This is a genomic window from Cupriavidus agavae, from assembly GCF_004217045.1.
Taxonomy (GTDB): Bacteria; Pseudomonadota; Gammaproteobacteria; order Burkholderiales; family Burkholderiaceae; genus Cupriavidus; species Cupriavidus agavae.
The window spans coordinates 442,812-457,160 of the sequence record NZ_SGXM01000003.1 but is presented as its reverse complement, the minus strand read 5'-3'; the positions used below and the strand labels follow the sequence as shown (position 1 = coordinate 457,160).

The window sequence follows — 14,349 nt, the reverse complement described above, 5'->3', positions numbered from 1 at the left end:
TCATCGCTATTCCTCAGTGACGCAGGCCCTCGGGGGCAGCGGTCTTGGGCTTGTTGGGATCGATCGGCTGGGGCAGCAGCGTGGCCACGGTCAGGTTGTCGTCGTTGAAGTATTTCGCGGCGACGGCCTGCACCTGCGCCGGCGTGACTTCCTTGATCTTGTCGAGCATGCGGTCGATCTGGCGCCAGGAGATGTTGGAGATCTCGGCCACGCCGATCTCCATGCCCTGCCCGAATACCGAATCGCGCTTGTAGATCTGGCCGGCCACGACCTGTGCCTTGACGCGCTTGAGTTCTTCCTCGGACACGCCGTTCTTCGCAATCCGCGCGATTTCCTCGCGCAGCGCCTTCTCGATCTCGTCGGTGGTATGGCCGCTGGCCGGCGTGCCGTCGAGCACGAACAGCGATTCGCCGCGGTTGATGCTGTCGTAGCCCACGTTGACGTCGTCGGCCAGGCGTTTCTCGCGCACCAGTTCGCGGGTCAGCCGGGCGTTGTCGTAGCCGTTCAGCACGGCCGACAGGACTTCCAGCGCATACGGATCGACGTCTTTCTCCACGTCATGCAGGCGCGGCACCTTGTACGCCATCACCATGTACGGGTTTTCGGCGGGCGCCTTGACCCAGATCCGCTTGATGCCCTTCTGCGGCGCCTCCAGCTGCGTCTTGCGCAGCGGCAGCGGGCGCGGCTTGAGCTTGCCGTAGTAGCGCTCGGCCAGGGCGCGCACCTCGGCCGGCTTGACGTCGCCGGTCACCACCAGCAGCGCGTTGTTCGGCACATACCAGGTCTTGTACCAGTCCTGCACGTCCTCGACGCGCATGTTGACGAGGTCGTCCATCCAGCCGATCACCGGATGGCGGTACGGCATCGACGTATAGACCGTGGCCAGCAGCTGCTCGTAGACCGTGCCGCGCGGCGAATCGTCGGTGCGCAGCCGGCGCTCCTCCATCACCACCTTCATCTCGCGCTCGAATTCGTCTTTGCGAATGATGAGGTTGGCCATGCGGTCGGCCTCCAGCTCCATCATCTTGGGCAGGTATTGCCTGGCGATCTGCTGGTAATAGAGCGTGAAGTCGCGGTTGGTCAGCGCGTTCTCCCGGCCGCCCAGCAGCGCGATCTGCCGCGAGAACTCGCCGATCGGCACCCTGGGCGTGCCCTTGAACATCATGTGTTCGAGCATGTGGGCCACGCCCGTGGTGCCGCTGACCTCGTCATAGCCGCCCGCGCGGTAGTAGATCTGGTGCGCGACGGTGGGGGCCCGATGGTCTTCCTTGACGATGACCCGCATGCCGTTGGACAGCCGGAACTCCGTGGTGCCAGCCTCGGCCTGGCCCACCTGCCCCGCCGTGGCCATGCCCGAGGGCGGCCCCTGCGGCGTGGTGGCGCGGGCCGATTCGGCCGGCGCGCCGGGGTTTCCGGCGCCTTTCGCCTGCGCCCACGCGCCACCGGCCAGCGGGCCGGCAAGCGTCAGGGCGATCAGCGTGGAGAGGATGGGCCGCGAGAAAGTGGGCCGGGAAGGCCGGGCGGCTTGGGAAGGCAGCGACTGGATGCGGGCAGCTCCCGCTCCGGACAAGTCAGCGCAATGGTTCATGCGACCCCGTCTGCTAGAATTTTGGCGATTGATTCTACCGGGGTATTGACCCCTTTCCCAATGTTTAGTTTCTGGAAGAAGCGCAAGGCCGAGCCGGCTCCCACGCCCGCCGAGCCGCCGGTCGCGGCCCCCGTAGCCCCGGCGCCTGCCCCCGCGCCCCTCCCGGCGCCCGCGCCCGCTCCGGCGCCGGCCCCCGCTCCGGCGCCGGCCCCCGTACCGGTGCCCGTACCGGTGCCGGTGCCGGTGCCCGTTCCGGTGCCCGTCCCCGTACCGGCCCCTGCCCCGGCGCCCATTCCCGCCCCGGCGCCCGTGCAGGTGCCGGTGCCGGTTCCCGTGCCGGCCCAGGTGCCGCCGCCCCCGCCCGCGCCGGTTGCCTACGAGCCGCCCGTGGTCGAGGAACTCGAACTCGTGCCCCCGCCCGCGCCCACCGTCGAGGAAAAGCGTGGCTGGATGACTCGCCTCAAGGCCGGCCTGTCCAAGACCAGCCGCAACATCGGCGTGCTGTTCGTCGGCGTGAAGGTCGACGAAGCCCTGTTCGAGGAACTTGAAACCGCGCTGCTGATGTCCGACGCCGGGGTGGAAGCCACGGAATACCTGCTCGACCAGCTGCGCCGCCGCATCAAGAGCGAGCGCATCGAGACGGCCGAGGGCGTCAAGGCGGCGCTCAAGGATCTGCTCGTGCAACTGCTCAAGCCGCTCGAGAAGACCATGGAGCTGGGCCGCGAGACGCCACTGGTGATGATGATCGCCGGCGTCAACGGCGCGGGCAAGACCACCAGCATCGGCAAGCTCTGCAAGCACTTCCAGTCATATCACCAGTCGGTACTGCTGGCGGCTGGCGACACGTTCCGCGCCGCCGCGCGCGAGCAACTGACGATCTGGGGCGAGCGCAACAACGTGACCGTGGTGGCCCAGGAAAGCGGCGACCCGGCCGCCGTGATCTTCGACGCCGTGAACGCCGCGCGCGCCCGCAAGATCGACATCGTGATGGCCGACACCGCCGGCCGCCTGCCCACGCAGCTGCACCTGATGGAAGAACTCAAGAAGGTCAAGCGCGTGATCGGCAAGGCCATGCCCACGGCCCCGCACGAGTGCCTGCTCGTGATCGACGCCAACACCGGCCAGAACGCCCTGGCCCAGACCCGCGCCTTCGACGACGCCCTCGGCCTGACCGGCCTGATCGTCACCAAGCTCGACGGCACCGCCAAGGGCGGCATCCTGGTGGCCATCGCCCGCCAGCGTCCGGTACCGGTGTACTTCATCGGCGTGGGCGAGCGCGTGGAAGACCTCCAACCGTTCAGGGCTGAGGAGTTTGCGGAGGCGTTGCTGGGGTGAGGTGCCGGGATGGCGTCAGCGCAATGTGAACCGGGCCTGCCTACCTCGCGTTACGTTGCCTGAGAGGGTGCGAATTGCAAGATCGCCTCCACATCCCACATCGGTCCAACCCATCGCAAACTTGCGCGATCGCGCGAGGACAAAAAAAAGCCCGACATCTCGTCGGGCTTCAAATCAACCATAAAAACCTTAAAAACCGCTACTCGCTATCCGGCTGCACCCCCGGCGCCGCCTTCTGGAACGCTTCGAGCTCCATGCACGCCGCATGCACCCGGGCGATCATCGGGAAAGGCGTCAGGTCCACGTTGAACCGTTGCGAGTTGAACACCTGGGGCACCAGGCAGAGGTCGATCAGCGTAGGAGAATCGCCAAACGCGTAGCGGCTGGCCTGGCCGAGTTGCGCAAGGTTGGTTTCCAGCGAGGCGAAGCCCTGTTCGATCCAGTGGCGGTACCAGGCGTCCTTGGCTGCTTCCGTCACGCCCAGTTCGTGCTTGAGGTATTTCAGCACGCGCAGGTTGTTGAGCGGATGGATCTCGCAGGCGATTTCCTGGGCCAGGCCGCGCACCACGGCGCGGTCGAGCGGGTCTTTCGGCAGCAGCGGCGGCGTCGGATGGGTTTCGTCGAGGTACTCGATGATCGCCATCGACTGGATCAGCGGGCGGCCGTCGACCACGAGCGTGGGCACCACGCCGTCGGCGTTGAGCGCGCGGTACTCGGGCTTGAGCTGCATGCCGCCTTCCTTGAGCAGATGCACGCCCTTGTAGTCGTACGGCAGGCCCTTGAGGTTCAGGGCGATGCGCACGCGGAACGAGGCCGAGCTGCGGAAGTAGCTATATAGCTCCAGCATGGCCTCAGACCACCTTGATGGTCAGGTCGCCCACGCCCGCGATATGGCCGTGCATGACGTCGCCCTTGACCACGGGGCCCACGCCTTCGGGCGTGCCGCTGTAGATCAGGTCGCCGGGCTGCAGTTCGAACAGCTTCGACAGGTACGAAACCATTTCGGGCACGGACCAGATCAGGTCCGAGAGGTCGCCGCGCTGCTTCTCGGCGCCGTTCACGGCCAGCGTGACCTCGCCCTTCTCCGGATGGCCGATGGCCGAAACCGGCACGATCGGGCCGATCGGGGCCGACTTGTCGAACGCCTTGCCGGTCTCCCAGGGGCGGCCGGTCTTCTTCGATTCGTTCTGCAGGTCGCGGCGGGTCATGTCCAGGCCGATGGCGTAGCCGTAGACATGGCTGGCGGCCTGCTCGACGCTGATGTCCTTGCCGCCCTTGCCGATGGCAACCACCAGTTCCACCTCATAGTGGCAGTTGCCGGTGCCCGGCGGGTACGGGAACGTGCCTTCGGTGTCGTCGGCCACGTAGCTGACCGCGTCCGATGGCTTGCAGAAGAAGAACGGCGGCTCGCGGTCGGGGTCCGAGCCCATCTCGCGTGCGTGCGCGGCATAGTTGCGGCCCACGCAATACACGCGGCGCACGGGGAAGCTTGCGTTGCTGCCGCGCACGGGGACGCCCACCGGGGCTTGCGGGGCAAATACGAACTCGGTCATCCAGATCTCCAGCTTGTCTCTCTTGTGATGGAACGCCGCGCCGGCGCATTCGGTGGACACGGCCAATGTGGCCTCGGCACGGCAGGGAGAAAGCATACACCCAAGGCGGGGCAGCACGCCGCCGGTGCGTTGCGCGGGCCCGGCAGGTGGCGGCCACGGCATGCTCGGCGGCGGGAATCGTGGGCTATCATGAACGCCAACTCCCCACACATCCCGCAGTCATCATGACTTCTGCTTCCGCATTTTCGGCCGCCCGCTATATCAAGGAGATCGGCCGCGGCGTCAACGGCGCCCGCGCCCTGCCGCGCGAAGACGCCCAGGCCCTGTTCGACGCCATGCTGGCCGGGCGCGTGTCCGATATCGAGCTGGGCGCCGTGCTGATGGCCTACCGCATCAAGGGCGAGGCGCCGCACGAGCTGGCCGGCATGCTTGAAGCCGCCCACGCGCACTGCCAGCCGCTGGCGGCGCCCGCCGACAAACCCGTGGTGGTGATCCCCAGCTACAACGGCGCGCGCAAGCAACCAAACCTCGTGCCGCTGCTGGCCCTGCTGCTGGCGCGCGATGGCGTGCCCACGCTGGTGCATGGCGTGCGCGAGTTCGACGGGCGGGTCACCAGCCTGGCGCTGTTCGAGGCCCTGGGCGTGCCGCTGTGCGCCACCACCCAGGCTGCGCAGGATCAACTGGCGGCGCCGGCCAACCCGCTGGCCGTGCTGCCGATCGACGTCCTCTCGCCGGCGCTGTCGACGCTGCTCGACAAGCGCCCCATCATCGGCCTGCGCAATTCGTCGCACACCATCGTCAAGATGCTGCAGCCGGTGGGCCAGCACACGCCGGCCGAGGCGCTGCGGCTCTACAGCTACACCCATCCGGAATACCGCGAGACGCTGACCGATTATTTCTCGCACGAGCCCGCCAACGTGCTGCTGGGACGCGGCACCGAGGGCGAAGTGGTGGCCGACGCGCGGCGCAGCACGCGCATCGACTGGCTCCACGACGGGCATCAGCGGACCATGGTCGACCCGGTGGGCGGCTCGATCGGCGAGGTGCCCGAACTGCCGCCGGGCACCGATGTGGCCGCTACCGCCGCGTGGATTCGCCGGGTGCTGGACGGCGCGGCGCCTGTGCCGGCCCCGCTCGCCACGCAGGTGCAGACGATCAGGGATTGCCTGAAGCAGGCAACCCGGGTGGCCTGGGCCAGCCCGGTCTGAGGTCCGCGCCGCTGCCGGCTATCGGCGCGCCGGCAGCGGAATCCGCTCGGTCTCGCCCGGCACGCGCGGGAACTGGTCGTTCTCCCAGCGCTGGCTGGCTTCCTCGATCGCTTCCTTGCTGCTGGCGACGAAGTTCCAGAAGATGAAGCGCCGGCCATCGGTCGGATCGCCGCCCAACAGCATCAGCCGCGACGGGATCGTGGCCGTGACCGACACCGGCTCGCCCGGCGTCAGCGTCACCAGATGCTCGGCCGGCAGCGTCTCGCCATCCAGTTCCACATTGCCTTCCACCGGATAGATGCCGCGCTGCACGTGCTCGGGCGGAATCACGAGCGTGGCGCCCGCCTCCATCTCGATCGCCACGTACAACGTGCGGCTGTAGACGCGCACCGGCGACTCGGCGCCGAAGGCATCGCCCGCAATCACGGTCATGCGCACGCCCGGCAGTTCGAGCTTGGGCAGCGTGGCGCCGGGATGGTGGTGGAACGACGGCGCATCGGCCTCGTGGGCCTTCGGCAGCGCCACCCAGGTCTGGATGCCGTGCAGGCGCGGGCCAGCTTCGCGGGCGGCGTCGGGCGAGCGCTCGGAGTGCGCAATGCCTCGTCCGGCCGTCATCCAGTTCACGTCGCCGGGGCGGATCACCTGCTCGCTGCCCAGGCTGTCGCGGTGCATGATCTCGCCCTCGAACAGATAGGTGACCGTGGCCAACCCGATATGTGGATGCGGGCGCACATCCATGCCCTGCCCGGGCGCCATCTCCACGGGCCCCATGTGATCGAAGAAGATGAACGGTCCGACGGTTTGCGTGGTGGCGGCCGGCAGCAGGCGGCGGACGGTGAACTCGCCGATGTCCCGCACGTGGGGTTTCAGCAAGTGTTCGATAGCGGACATGTGGGGCTCCGAAATGGGGCTGGAAGACAACTTCCAGTGTAGCGAATCCTGCAATAGACCATCCCAAATTTGCCCCGAATTCGTAGGAAACCGATGGACTTTTCCGCCCTCTAACAATCCTGTCGACGGCAAGGACCGGCTGGAACCGTTGCCTGGCGCGGTTTCAACAGGCATTGTGGCAATCCCCAGTGCCTATTCGAAAAGAGTTTTCGATCGCCAGGAACTATCATTGGTGTAAGCCCTCAAATTAGCACTCACCCGGTTCGAGTGCTAAGATGCGTTGCAATGCGGTGTCCCATCGGGACACACCGGCAACCTGCCGCCGGATGCGAAAGGAGTCAAAGTGAACGCAGTCCTGTCTGCCGATCAAAACCAAGTTTCCCGCCGTCTGCCGACGGCGCCCCAGAACGCTGCCGCGAACGCTTTCGCGCTGACGTTCCCGGGCACGCTGGGCAACCTGGATAGCTATATCCAGGCGGTCCACCGTATTCCGATGCTCACCCCCGAGGAAGAGCTTCGGCTGGCGCGCGACCTGCGCGACAACGAATCCGTCGATGCCGCGCGTCGCATGGTGATGTCGCACCTGCGCCTGGTGGTGTCCATCGCCCGCCAGTACCTGGGTTATGGCCTGCCCCACGCGGACCTGATCCAGGAAGGCAACATCGGCCTGATGAAGGCCGTGAAGCGCTACGACCCCGAGCAGGGCGTGCGGCTGGTGTCGTACGCGATGCACTGGATCAAGGCGGAAATCCACGAATACGTGCTGAAGAACTGGCGCATGGTCAAGGTGGCCACCACCAAGGCCCAGCGCAAGCTGTTCTTCAACCTGCGCAGCCACAAGACCGGCCTGCACACCTTCACGCCCGAACAGGTGGAAGCCGTTGCGCGCGAGCTCAACGTCAAGCCCGAGGAAGTGATGGAGATGGAAACCCGCATGGCGGGCGGCGACCTGGCGCTGGAAGGCCAGGTTGACGATGGCGAGGAGGAATTCGCCCCGATCGCCTACCTTGCGGACAACCACAACGAGCCGACCAAGGTGCTGGAAGCCAAGCGCCAGGATCGCCTGCAGGTCGAGGGCCTGGAAGAAGCCCTGACCAAGCTGGATCCGCGCAGCCGCCGCATCATCGAGGCGCGCTGGCTCGACGTGAACGACGACGGTTCGGGCGGCGCCACGCTGCACGAGCTGGCAGACGAGTTCGGCGTGTCGGCCGAGCGCATCCGCCAGATCGAATCGGCGGCGATGAAGAAGATGAAGGGTGCGCTGGCGGCTTTTGCCTGATCCTGCGCCCCCCGCAAGTCGAAAGGCCGGTCAACTGACCGGCCTTTTTGTTTGCTGCCCCGGCGAAAACGCTCAGGACATCAGCGCCTTGAGGTCATGCGCGATCGGCTCCGGACCCTGCCCGTGGCGGATGAACAGGCGCAGCTGGCCGTTCTGGTCGAACACGTAGCTGCCGGCCGAATGGTCCATCGTGTAGTTCAGCGGTGACGTACCCGGCACCTTGGCGTAGTAGACCTTGAAGTCCTGCGCCACCTTCTTGAGCGCGGCCTCGTCGGCCGGGCGCAGCCCCAGGAAGCGCTTGTCGAACGCCGGCACGTACTGGCCCATCAGCTGGGCGGTGTCGCGCTCGGGGTCCACGGTGATGAACAGCACCTGCACCTTGTCGGCGTCGGGGCCCATTTGCTCCATGACCTGCTTGAGCTCGACCATCGTGGTCGGGCAGACGTCCGGGCAGTGCGTGTAGCCGAAGAACATCAGCACCACCTTGCCCTTGAAGTCGGCCATCGTGCGGGTCTTGCCGGCGGGGTCCAGCAGTGCGAAATCCTTGCCGAAGCCCGAGGCGCCCGAGATATCGACGTTCTTGAACGAAGGCTTCGGCTGGCCGCACCCGGCAAGAAACACGGTGCACAGCGCGAGCAGGCAGAGGCGGCGGAACGAAGCGAGAGTCGGCATGCGGCAGTCTGATGGGATCAGGGAGAGACCCGAAAGTATCGCCGATCACATCGGCCATGGCTTCCGGGCGCGGCAAGATGCCGCAGGCGGGGCATCAGACCTGCGGCACGAACTTGAAGTAGTGATCCACCAGCAGCGCCGCGAACAGCAGCGAGAGGTACAGGATCGAATAGCGGAAGGTCTTCTGCGCGAGCTGGTCCGAGTAGTTGCGGAACAGCTTCCAGGCGTAGCCCAGGAACACCAGCCCCAGCGCGAGCGCGGCAGCCAGATAGATGTAGCCGCTCATGCCGTAGACAAACGGCAGCAGCGTGGCGGCGATCATGACCAGCGTGTAGAGCAGGATGTGGAGCAGCGTGTAGCGCTCGCCATGGGTGATCGGCAGCATGGGCAGGCCCGATTTCTCGTAGTCGGCCCGGCGATAGAGCGCGAGCGCCCAAAAGTGCGGTGGCGTCCACGTGAAGATGATCAGCACCAGGAACCAGCCCTCGGCCGGCACGGTACCCGCCACGGCGGCCCAGCCCAGTGCGGGCGGCATGGCGCCCGACAGCCCGCCGATCACGATGTTCTGCGGCGTGGCTGGCTTCAACAGGATCGTGTAGATGACCGCGTAGCCCAGGAACGTGGCAAACGTCAGCCACATCGTCAGGTCGTTGGCGAAGACGTGCAGCAGGTACATGCCCGCGCCGCCCAGCACGGCCGAGAAGATCAGAGTCTGGACCGTGGTGATCTCGCCCGTGGCCGAGGGGCGCCAGGCCGTGCGGCGCATGCGCGCGTCGATTTTCTGCTCGACCAGGCAGTTGATGGCGAATGCAGCACCCGCGAGCAGCCAGATGCCGGCCGCGCCGCCGATCAGCACCGGCCACGGCACCATGCCCGGCGTGGCCAGGAACATGCCGATCACGGCGCAGAACACGGCCAGCTGCGTCACGCGCGGCTTGGTCAGCGCGGCGTACTGGCGGGCCAGGTGGACGAATCGGCCCACCGGTGATCGGGGGTGGGCGGCGGTGGCGGAGACGGCGGGGGGCATCTTGTCCTTCATGTGGCGCGCGCGGCAATCCGGGATTGAGCGGCGGCGCCGGCGGTGCGGGTCGCGAGGCCGATATTGTAGTTGAGACGGAGCAACAGCATCAGAAGCAGGGCCGCGCCGCCGTTATGGGCCACCGCCGCGCCGAGCGGCCAGTCGAACACGATGTTCGACAGACCCGTGGCCAGTTGCAGCGCCAATACCACCAGCAGCCACCGGCCATGGCGCGCCAGTCCTTCCAGCCGGCTGGCCCGCAGCCCGAACCAGAGCAGGTAGCCCAGCACCACGAACGCGAAGCCGCGATGCACCCAGTGGATGGCCACCAGCGCCGCGTGCGGGATGTAGTCGCCATCGGCCGTCATGCCGAGCTGGCGCCACAGCGTGAAGCCGTGCCGGAAGTCCATCTCGGGCACCAGTTGGCCGTTGCAGAGCGGAAAATCGGTACAGGCCAGCACCGCGTAGTTGGTGCTCACCCATCCGCCGAGGAAGATCTGGATCACCAGCAGCGCCACGCCCAGCACGCCGGCCCAGCGCAGCGCGGCGGCCTGCGGCGCCACCGGATGCGGCGGATCGTTGCGCGAGCCGAGCCAGATCAGCGACGCCAGCAGCAGCATGGCCAGCATCAGGTGCGTGACCACGATGATGGGCTGGAGCTTCATCGTCACGGTCAGCGCGCCGAACAGCCCCTGCACGCAGACCAGTACGAAGACGCCGGTGGCGAACCATGGCGATTGGCGCAGTTCGCGCCGCCTGACCCACGCCAGCACCATCAGCGAGATGATCAGCACGCCCACCGCCATGGCGAAATAACGATGGATCATTTCGATCCACGCCTTCATGAGCGTGACCGGGCCGCTCGGCAGCGCGGTTTCGGCAGCCCGGATCGGCTCCATGGCCGCGTGCGGGTTGGAGTGGCCATAGCAGCCGGGCCAGTCCGGGCAACCCAGCCCGGAATCGGTCAGCCGGGTGAAGCTGCCAAACATGATGAGGTCGAGCGTCAGGAACGCCGTGATCCACACGAGCTTGCGGTACTTGTCACGGCTGCCGCGCACCATCACGTAGGACAGCGGCAGCAGGGCGATCAGGATGCCAATGATGGCGAGCTGGAGCAGCATGGCGATACAACCGATTGGAAATCGTAAAAAGCTTAACAACCGCCCATTATCCGATACGCGAGTACTTGAGCAGCTTCTTGAGGTCGCTGCTGACCTTGGCCGGGTCCGGATCGGCGGGCCAGCGCATCATCAGGTTACCAAGCGGGTCCACCAGGAAAATCGTGTCCTCGATACGGCCGCCGTCGCGTGCCGGCAGCCATTGTGCGATGGCGGCGCGGTCCATGCGCAGGAAACGCACGCCGGCATAGGGTTCGTTGTAGGCCGCCACCAGCCGTTCGTCCACCTGGCCGCCGTCCTGGACCAGCCAGACCGGCACGATGCGCTCGCGGTTCTCGCCCTGCCCGGCCCGGATCTGGCGCATCGTGAACAGCTTGCGCGCGCAGGCTTCGCCGCAGGCCGAGGGGTCGGTCATCAGCATCACCCACTTGCCGCGCAGCGACGCCAGCGGCATGGGCTGGCCGCGCTCGTCGGTCAGCGTGGCGGCCGGCATGGGCCGCTGGGGGTCGACCAGCGCGCCATAGTTGGTGCTGCCGCCTTCGGGCTTGATCACGTAATAGGTGAAATACGAGAACAGCACGGGCGAGGCGCATACCAGCAGCAGCATGAGCATCTGCAGGCGGCCCCGGCGCGTGCGGGCGTCGATGCGGGCGTCGGCGGGGGGCCGGGGCGTGGCCGAGGGATCTTGCTGCGGCATGGGCGAGGTTTGTACGGTCATCGTTCGTTCAGGTTTGCCTGGGGTCCGGCGCGGTATTCGTTACGTGCCCGGCGCCAGCCCAGGATGGCCAGCAGCGCGAGGGTCAGCGCCGACAGGCCGAACCACTGCGCGGCATAGCCGTAGTGGCGGTCGGCGCCCAGATCGGCCGGCGCCCAGTCGCGCGCCAGCCCGTCGCCGGTGTCGGTCGTCTGCTCCAGCACCACGGGCAGCAGCGGCATGCCGGTCTCCCGCGCGAACGCGGCCAGGTCGACATTCTGACGGATCTTCTGCCCGGCCTCGGCCGCCGGGTCCTGGCCCAGGCTGTAGACGCGCGGCAAGGTGGCCAGCGCCGTGCCGGCCACCGTCACCTCCCCGGCCGGTGTTGGAAACGGGGCGATGCGGGCGCGGTCCTGCGCGTCGCGCGCCAGCCAGCCGCGCAGCACCAGCACGGCGGCGCCATCGGGCATGCGCAGCGGCGTCAGCACCAGAAAGCCGGCGCGGCTGTCGGTGCCGTTGCCGTGTGGCCGGTTGTCCAGCAGCACGGTACGGTCGGCGTCGAAGGTGCCCCGGGCGCGCACGCGGCGCTCGGCGAGCTGCGCGGCCTCCGCGGCGGGCACGGTGGCCAGGTCCACCGGCGGCTGGGCCGCCAGCGCGGCCAGCCGTTCGGCGCGGCCGATCTTCTCGTGCGCGCGGTTCAGCTGCCAGTTGCCGAGCACGGCCGTCACGGCGATCACCACCAGCGCGGCCACCACCGGCAGCGGGCCCGGCGAGCGCCAGAGCGTGCGCGGCGTGCGGGTCGTCACGGGTTTCCCCGCCCGGCCACGGTGCGATAATGGGCGCTCCGCAGAACAGGCCCCCACATGCGCTTCGTCATCATCGTCGCCTTCATCCTGATCATCGGCAGCCTGGCCTCCGCGCTGTTCTTCATGATGCGCGACCGGGGCCGCACGCCCAACATGATGCGCTCGCTGATGCTGCGCGTCGGTTTCTCGGTGGCGCTGTTCTTGTTCATCCTGTTCGCCAACTGGATGGGCTGGATCCACAGCACCGGCATCCAGATGTCGCCCTGAGCGGGCAACCTCGCCAGCCTGCCAAGACAAAAGCGCCGCCGGGCCCCTGGCCCTCGCGGCGCTTCGTATTGGTACGGCAAGCCGCCCGGGGGCGGCCTTGCTTACAGCCAGTACACCACCACGTAGAGGCCCAGCCACACCACGTCAACGAAGTGCCAGTACCAGGCGGCGCCTTCGAACGCAAAGTGGTGGTCCGGCGTGAAGTGGCCCTTGAGCACGCGGCCCAGCACCACGGCCAGCATGATCGCGCCCATCGTCACGTGGAAGCCGTGGAAGCCGGTCAGCAGGAAGAACGTCGAGCCATACACGCCCGAGGTCAGCTTCAGGTTCAGATCGCGGTAGGCATGGATGTACTCGTACGCCTGCAGGCCCATGAAGATCGCACCCAGCAGCACCGTCAGCACCAGGCCCTGGATCACCTGGTTGCGCTTGCCGGCCAGCAGCGCGTGGTGCGCCCAGGTCAGCGTCACGCCCGAGGTCAGCAGCAGCGCCGTGTTGATCGTCGGGATCGGCCACGGACCCATGGTGCGGAACGCCTCGACCGTGCCGGCCGGGCCGGTGTTGGGCCAGACGGCGGCAAAATCGGGCCAGATGATCTTGTTGTTCAGGTCGCCCAGCCACGGCATGGCGATGGTGCGGGCGTAGAACAGCGCGCCGAAGAACGCCGCGAAGAACATCACCTCGGAGAAGATGAACCAGCCCATCGACCAGCGGAACGACACGTCGATGTTCTTGCCGTACAGCCCGCCCTCGGATTCGCCGATGGCGTCGCCGAACCAGCTCTTGAGCACGAACAGGAACCAGATCAGCCCGAAGCCGCAAACGTACGGCGCCCACGGCTGCCCGTTGACCCAGCCGGCGGCGCCCGCGCCGGTCAGCAGCAGGCCGAAGGCCGCCGTGATCGGGTGGCGCGACGGGCCCGGCACGAAGTAGTACGGGGCGTTTGCGCGATTCGCACTCATTCTTCTATCTCCAGCTCAAAGTCTCGATGTCATGGTTTTCCGCCCTGCCGGCCCCGGAAGGCTGCCGGCGGGCGTGCTCGCTTTGTATCTGCTGCCCTGCTTTCTTCCTGCTACGCCTGGCTGACCACGATGTTCACGATGACGATCAGGATCGCCACGAACGCCGCCGCCGCCATCAGCCCGGCAATGATCACGTGCACGGGGTTGAGCCGCGCCATGTCCGACTCGTGCTCCGACCCCTTGCGCAGCCCGATGAACGACCACAGCACCGCGCGGATGGTCTGCCCGAAGGACAGCTTGCGATTGACTGGATCGTTGCCCGGCATCTCAGCTTCCCTTCTGTCCGGCGGCCGGCTCGGCCGGGGCCTGTGCCACCGGCGTGCCCACCTCGAAGAACGTGTACGACAGCGTGATGTTCTTCACATCCTTCGGCAGCTTCGGATCGATCACGAAGACCACCGGCATCTCGCGCGCCTCGTTCGCCTTCAGCGTCTGCTGCTTGAAGCAGAAGCACTCCACCTTGCGGAAATACTCGGTCGCCTGCTTGGGCGCATAGCTCGGGATGGCCTGCGCCGAGATATCGCGCGCCTGGCCGTTCGCCACCTCGTAGACGATCGTCGTCAGCTCGCCCGGGTGCACTTCCATCGAGTGCCGCACCGGCCGGAACGCAAACGGGCCGCGCGCGTTGGAATCGAATTCCACGGTAATCGTGCGGGTCTTGTCGACCTGCGTGTTCTTCAGCGATCCGGCGCCGTGCAGGTCGCGCGTGGTGACCACGTTCAACCCGGTGATGTCGCAGATCGCCTTGTACAGCGGCACCAGCGCGTAGCCAAAGCCGAACATGAGCGTGACCAGCACCAGCAGCCGCATCAGCATGCCGCGGTTGAAACGCTTTTCGAGGGCCTTGTCCTGCGCGTCCACCGTTGTCTCCTGCTATCTCATATTTTCTTTAATTTGG

The 14,349-nt window shown here is 66.9% G+C and carries 16 protein-coding genes; 4 read left to right on the top strand and 12 right to left on the bottom strand.

Annotation, left to right across the window (positions count from 1 at the left end; translation table 11 throughout):
* Positions 1–13: 13 nt before the first annotated feature.
* Positions 14–1,588: an insulinase family protein gene (locus EV147_RS15965; protein ID WP_130392184.1), complete on the bottom strand. Its 1,575-nt coding sequence runs from the start codon at positions 1,586–1,588 to the stop codon at positions 14–16.
* 60 nt (positions 1,589–1,648) lie between these two features.
* On the opposite strand from EV147_RS15965, the gene ftsY reads away from it, so the two are divergent.
* Positions 1,649–2,923, top strand: a complete 1,275-nt coding sequence (ftsY, locus tag EV147_RS15960) for a signal recognition particle-docking protein FtsY (protein ID WP_130392183.1) — start codon at positions 1,649–1,651, stop codon at positions 2,921–2,923.
* Between the two features lie 199 nt (positions 2,924–3,122).
* Here the strand turns inward: ftsY and maiA are convergent, their stop codons facing one another.
* Both maiA and EV147_RS15950 read right to left on the bottom strand, forming a co-directional pair.
* On the bottom strand, positions 3,123–3,767 hold the full coding sequence (gene maiA, locus EV147_RS15955; protein ID WP_198680272.1) for a maleylacetoacetate isomerase: 645 nt from the start codon (positions 3,765–3,767) through the stop codon (positions 3,123–3,125).
* 7 nt (positions 3,768–3,774) lie between these two features.
* Entirely contained in the window at positions 3,775–4,476 is a 702-nt protein-coding gene (locus EV147_RS15950; RefSeq protein ID WP_130392181.1) for a fumarylacetoacetate hydrolase family protein, read from the bottom strand.
* A 224-nt stretch (positions 4,477–4,700) separates the two neighbouring features.
* On the opposite strand from EV147_RS15950, the gene ybiB reads away from it, so the two are divergent.
* On the top strand, positions 4,701–5,684 hold the full coding sequence (gene ybiB, locus EV147_RS15945) for a DNA-binding protein YbiB (protein ID WP_130392180.1): 984 nt from the start codon (positions 4,701–4,703) through the stop codon (positions 5,682–5,684).
* Positions 5,685–5,702: 18 nt separating this feature from the next.
* On the opposite strand, the gene EV147_RS15940 is transcribed toward ybiB, so the two are convergent.
* A complete protein-coding gene (locus tag EV147_RS15940) occupies positions 5,703–6,575 on the bottom strand; it encodes a pirin family protein (protein WP_130392179.1) in 873 nt (290 codons plus the stop codon).
* 343 nt (positions 6,576–6,918) lie between these two features.
* Here EV147_RS15940 and rpoH point away from each other — a divergent pair, with 343 nt between their 5' ends.
* Positions 6,919–7,854, top strand: a complete 936-nt coding sequence (rpoH, locus tag EV147_RS15935) for an RNA polymerase sigma factor RpoH (RefSeq protein WP_130392178.1) — start codon at positions 6,919–6,921, stop codon at positions 7,852–7,854.
* 72 nt (positions 7,855–7,926) lie between these two features.
* Here rpoH and EV147_RS15930 read toward each other — a convergent pair whose 3' ends face one another.
* From EV147_RS15930 to EV147_RS15910, 5 genes are all read right to left on the bottom strand, one after another.
* Positions 7,927–8,526 carry an SCO family protein gene (locus tag EV147_RS15930; RefSeq protein ID WP_130392177.1) on the bottom strand — a complete coding sequence of 200 codons (600 nt, stop codon included), beginning with the start codon at positions 8,524–8,526 and terminating at the stop codon, positions 7,927–7,929.
* A 94-nt stretch (positions 8,527–8,620) separates the two neighbouring features.
* Positions 8,621–9,553 carry a heme o synthase gene (gene cyoE, locus EV147_RS15925; protein WP_407923241.1) on the bottom strand — a complete coding sequence of 311 codons (933 nt, stop codon included), beginning with the start codon at positions 9,551–9,553 and terminating at the stop codon, positions 8,621–8,623.
* Between the two features lie 8 nt (positions 9,554–9,561).
* Entirely contained in the window at positions 9,562–10,665 is a 1,104-nt protein-coding gene (locus EV147_RS15920) for a COX15/CtaA family protein (RefSeq protein WP_130392176.1), read from the bottom strand.
* 46 nt (positions 10,666–10,711) lie between these two features.
* Positions 10,712–11,380, bottom strand: coding sequence for an SCO family protein (locus EV147_RS15915; RefSeq protein ID WP_130392175.1), 669 nt, complete (start codon positions 11,378–11,380; stop codon positions 10,712–10,714).
* Entirely contained in the window at positions 11,377–12,162 is a 786-nt protein-coding gene (locus EV147_RS15910) for an SURF1 family protein (RefSeq protein WP_235844763.1), read from the bottom strand. Before EV147_RS15910 ends, EV147_RS15915 begins: the two co-directional genes overlap by 4 nt.
* 57 nt (positions 12,163–12,219) lie before the next feature.
* On the opposite strand from EV147_RS15910, the gene EV147_RS15905 reads away from it, so the two are divergent.
* Entirely contained in the window at positions 12,220–12,429 is a 210-nt protein-coding gene (locus EV147_RS15905; protein WP_130392173.1) for a twin transmembrane helix small protein, read from the top strand.
* 101 nt (positions 12,430–12,530) lie between these two features.
* On the opposite strand, the gene EV147_RS15900 is transcribed toward EV147_RS15905, so the two are convergent.
* The 3 genes from EV147_RS15900 to EV147_RS15890 form a co-directional block, all read right to left on the bottom strand.
* Positions 12,531–13,391: a cytochrome c oxidase subunit 3 gene (locus EV147_RS15900; protein WP_130392172.1), complete on the bottom strand. Its 861-nt coding sequence runs from the start codon at positions 13,389–13,391 to the stop codon at positions 12,531–12,533.
* Between the two features lie 110 nt (positions 13,392–13,501).
* Positions 13,502–13,717, bottom strand: a complete 216-nt coding sequence (locus tag EV147_RS15895; RefSeq protein WP_130392171.1) for a DUF2970 domain-containing protein — start codon at positions 13,715–13,717, stop codon at positions 13,502–13,504.
* A 1-nt stretch (position 13,718) separates the two neighbouring features.
* Positions 13,719–14,312: a cytochrome c oxidase assembly protein gene (locus tag EV147_RS15890; RefSeq protein WP_130392170.1), complete on the bottom strand. Its 594-nt coding sequence runs from the start codon at positions 14,310–14,312 to the stop codon at positions 13,719–13,721.
* Positions 14,313–14,349 lie beyond the last annotated feature (37 nt).

Bases quoted from the DNA above. Each gene is read 5' to 3' on its own strand.
- ybiB (WP_130392180.1), top strand. From the start codon at position 4,701: ATGACTTCTGCTTCCGCATTTTCGGCCGCCCGCTATATCAAGGAGATC.
- EV147_RS15895 (WP_130392171.1), bottom strand. From the start codon at position 13,717: ATGCCGGGCAACGATCCAGTCAATCGCAAGCTGTCCTTCGGGCAGACC.
- EV147_RS15965 (WP_130392184.1), bottom strand. From the start codon at position 1,588: ATGAACCATTGCGCTGACTTGTCCGGAGCGGGAGCTGCCCGCATCCAG.
- EV147_RS15905 (WP_130392173.1), top strand. From the start codon at position 12,220: ATGCGCTTCGTCATCATCGTCGCCTTCATCCTGATCATCGGCAGCCTG.
- EV147_RS15920 (WP_130392176.1), bottom strand. From the start codon at position 10,665: ATGCTGCTCCAGCTCGCCATCATTGGCATCCTGATCGCCCTGCTGCCG.
- cyoE (WP_407923241.1), bottom strand. From the start codon at position 9,553: ATGCCCCCCGCCGTCTCCGCCACCGCCGCCCACCCCCGATCACCGGTG.
- ftsY (WP_130392183.1), top strand. From the start codon at position 1,649: ATGTTTAGTTTCTGGAAGAAGCGCAAGGCCGAGCCGGCTCCCACGCCC.
- EV147_RS15915 (WP_130392175.1), bottom strand. From the start codon at position 11,380: ATGACCGTACAAACCTCGCCCATGCCGCAGCAAGATCCCTCGGCCACG.
- EV147_RS15950 (WP_130392181.1), bottom strand. From the start codon at position 4,476: ATGACCGAGTTCGTATTTGCCCCGCAAGCCCCGGTGGGCGTCCCCGTG.
- EV147_RS15930 (WP_130392177.1), bottom strand. From the start codon at position 8,526: ATGCCGACTCTCGCTTCGTTCCGCCGCCTCTGCCTGCTCGCGCTGTGC.
- EV147_RS15900 (WP_130392172.1), bottom strand. From the start codon at position 13,391: ATGAGTGCGAATCGCGCAAACGCCCCGTACTACTTCGTGCCGGGCCCG.
- EV147_RS15940 (WP_130392179.1), bottom strand. From the start codon at position 6,575: ATGTCCGCTATCGAACACTTGCTGAAACCCCACGTGCGGGACATCGGC.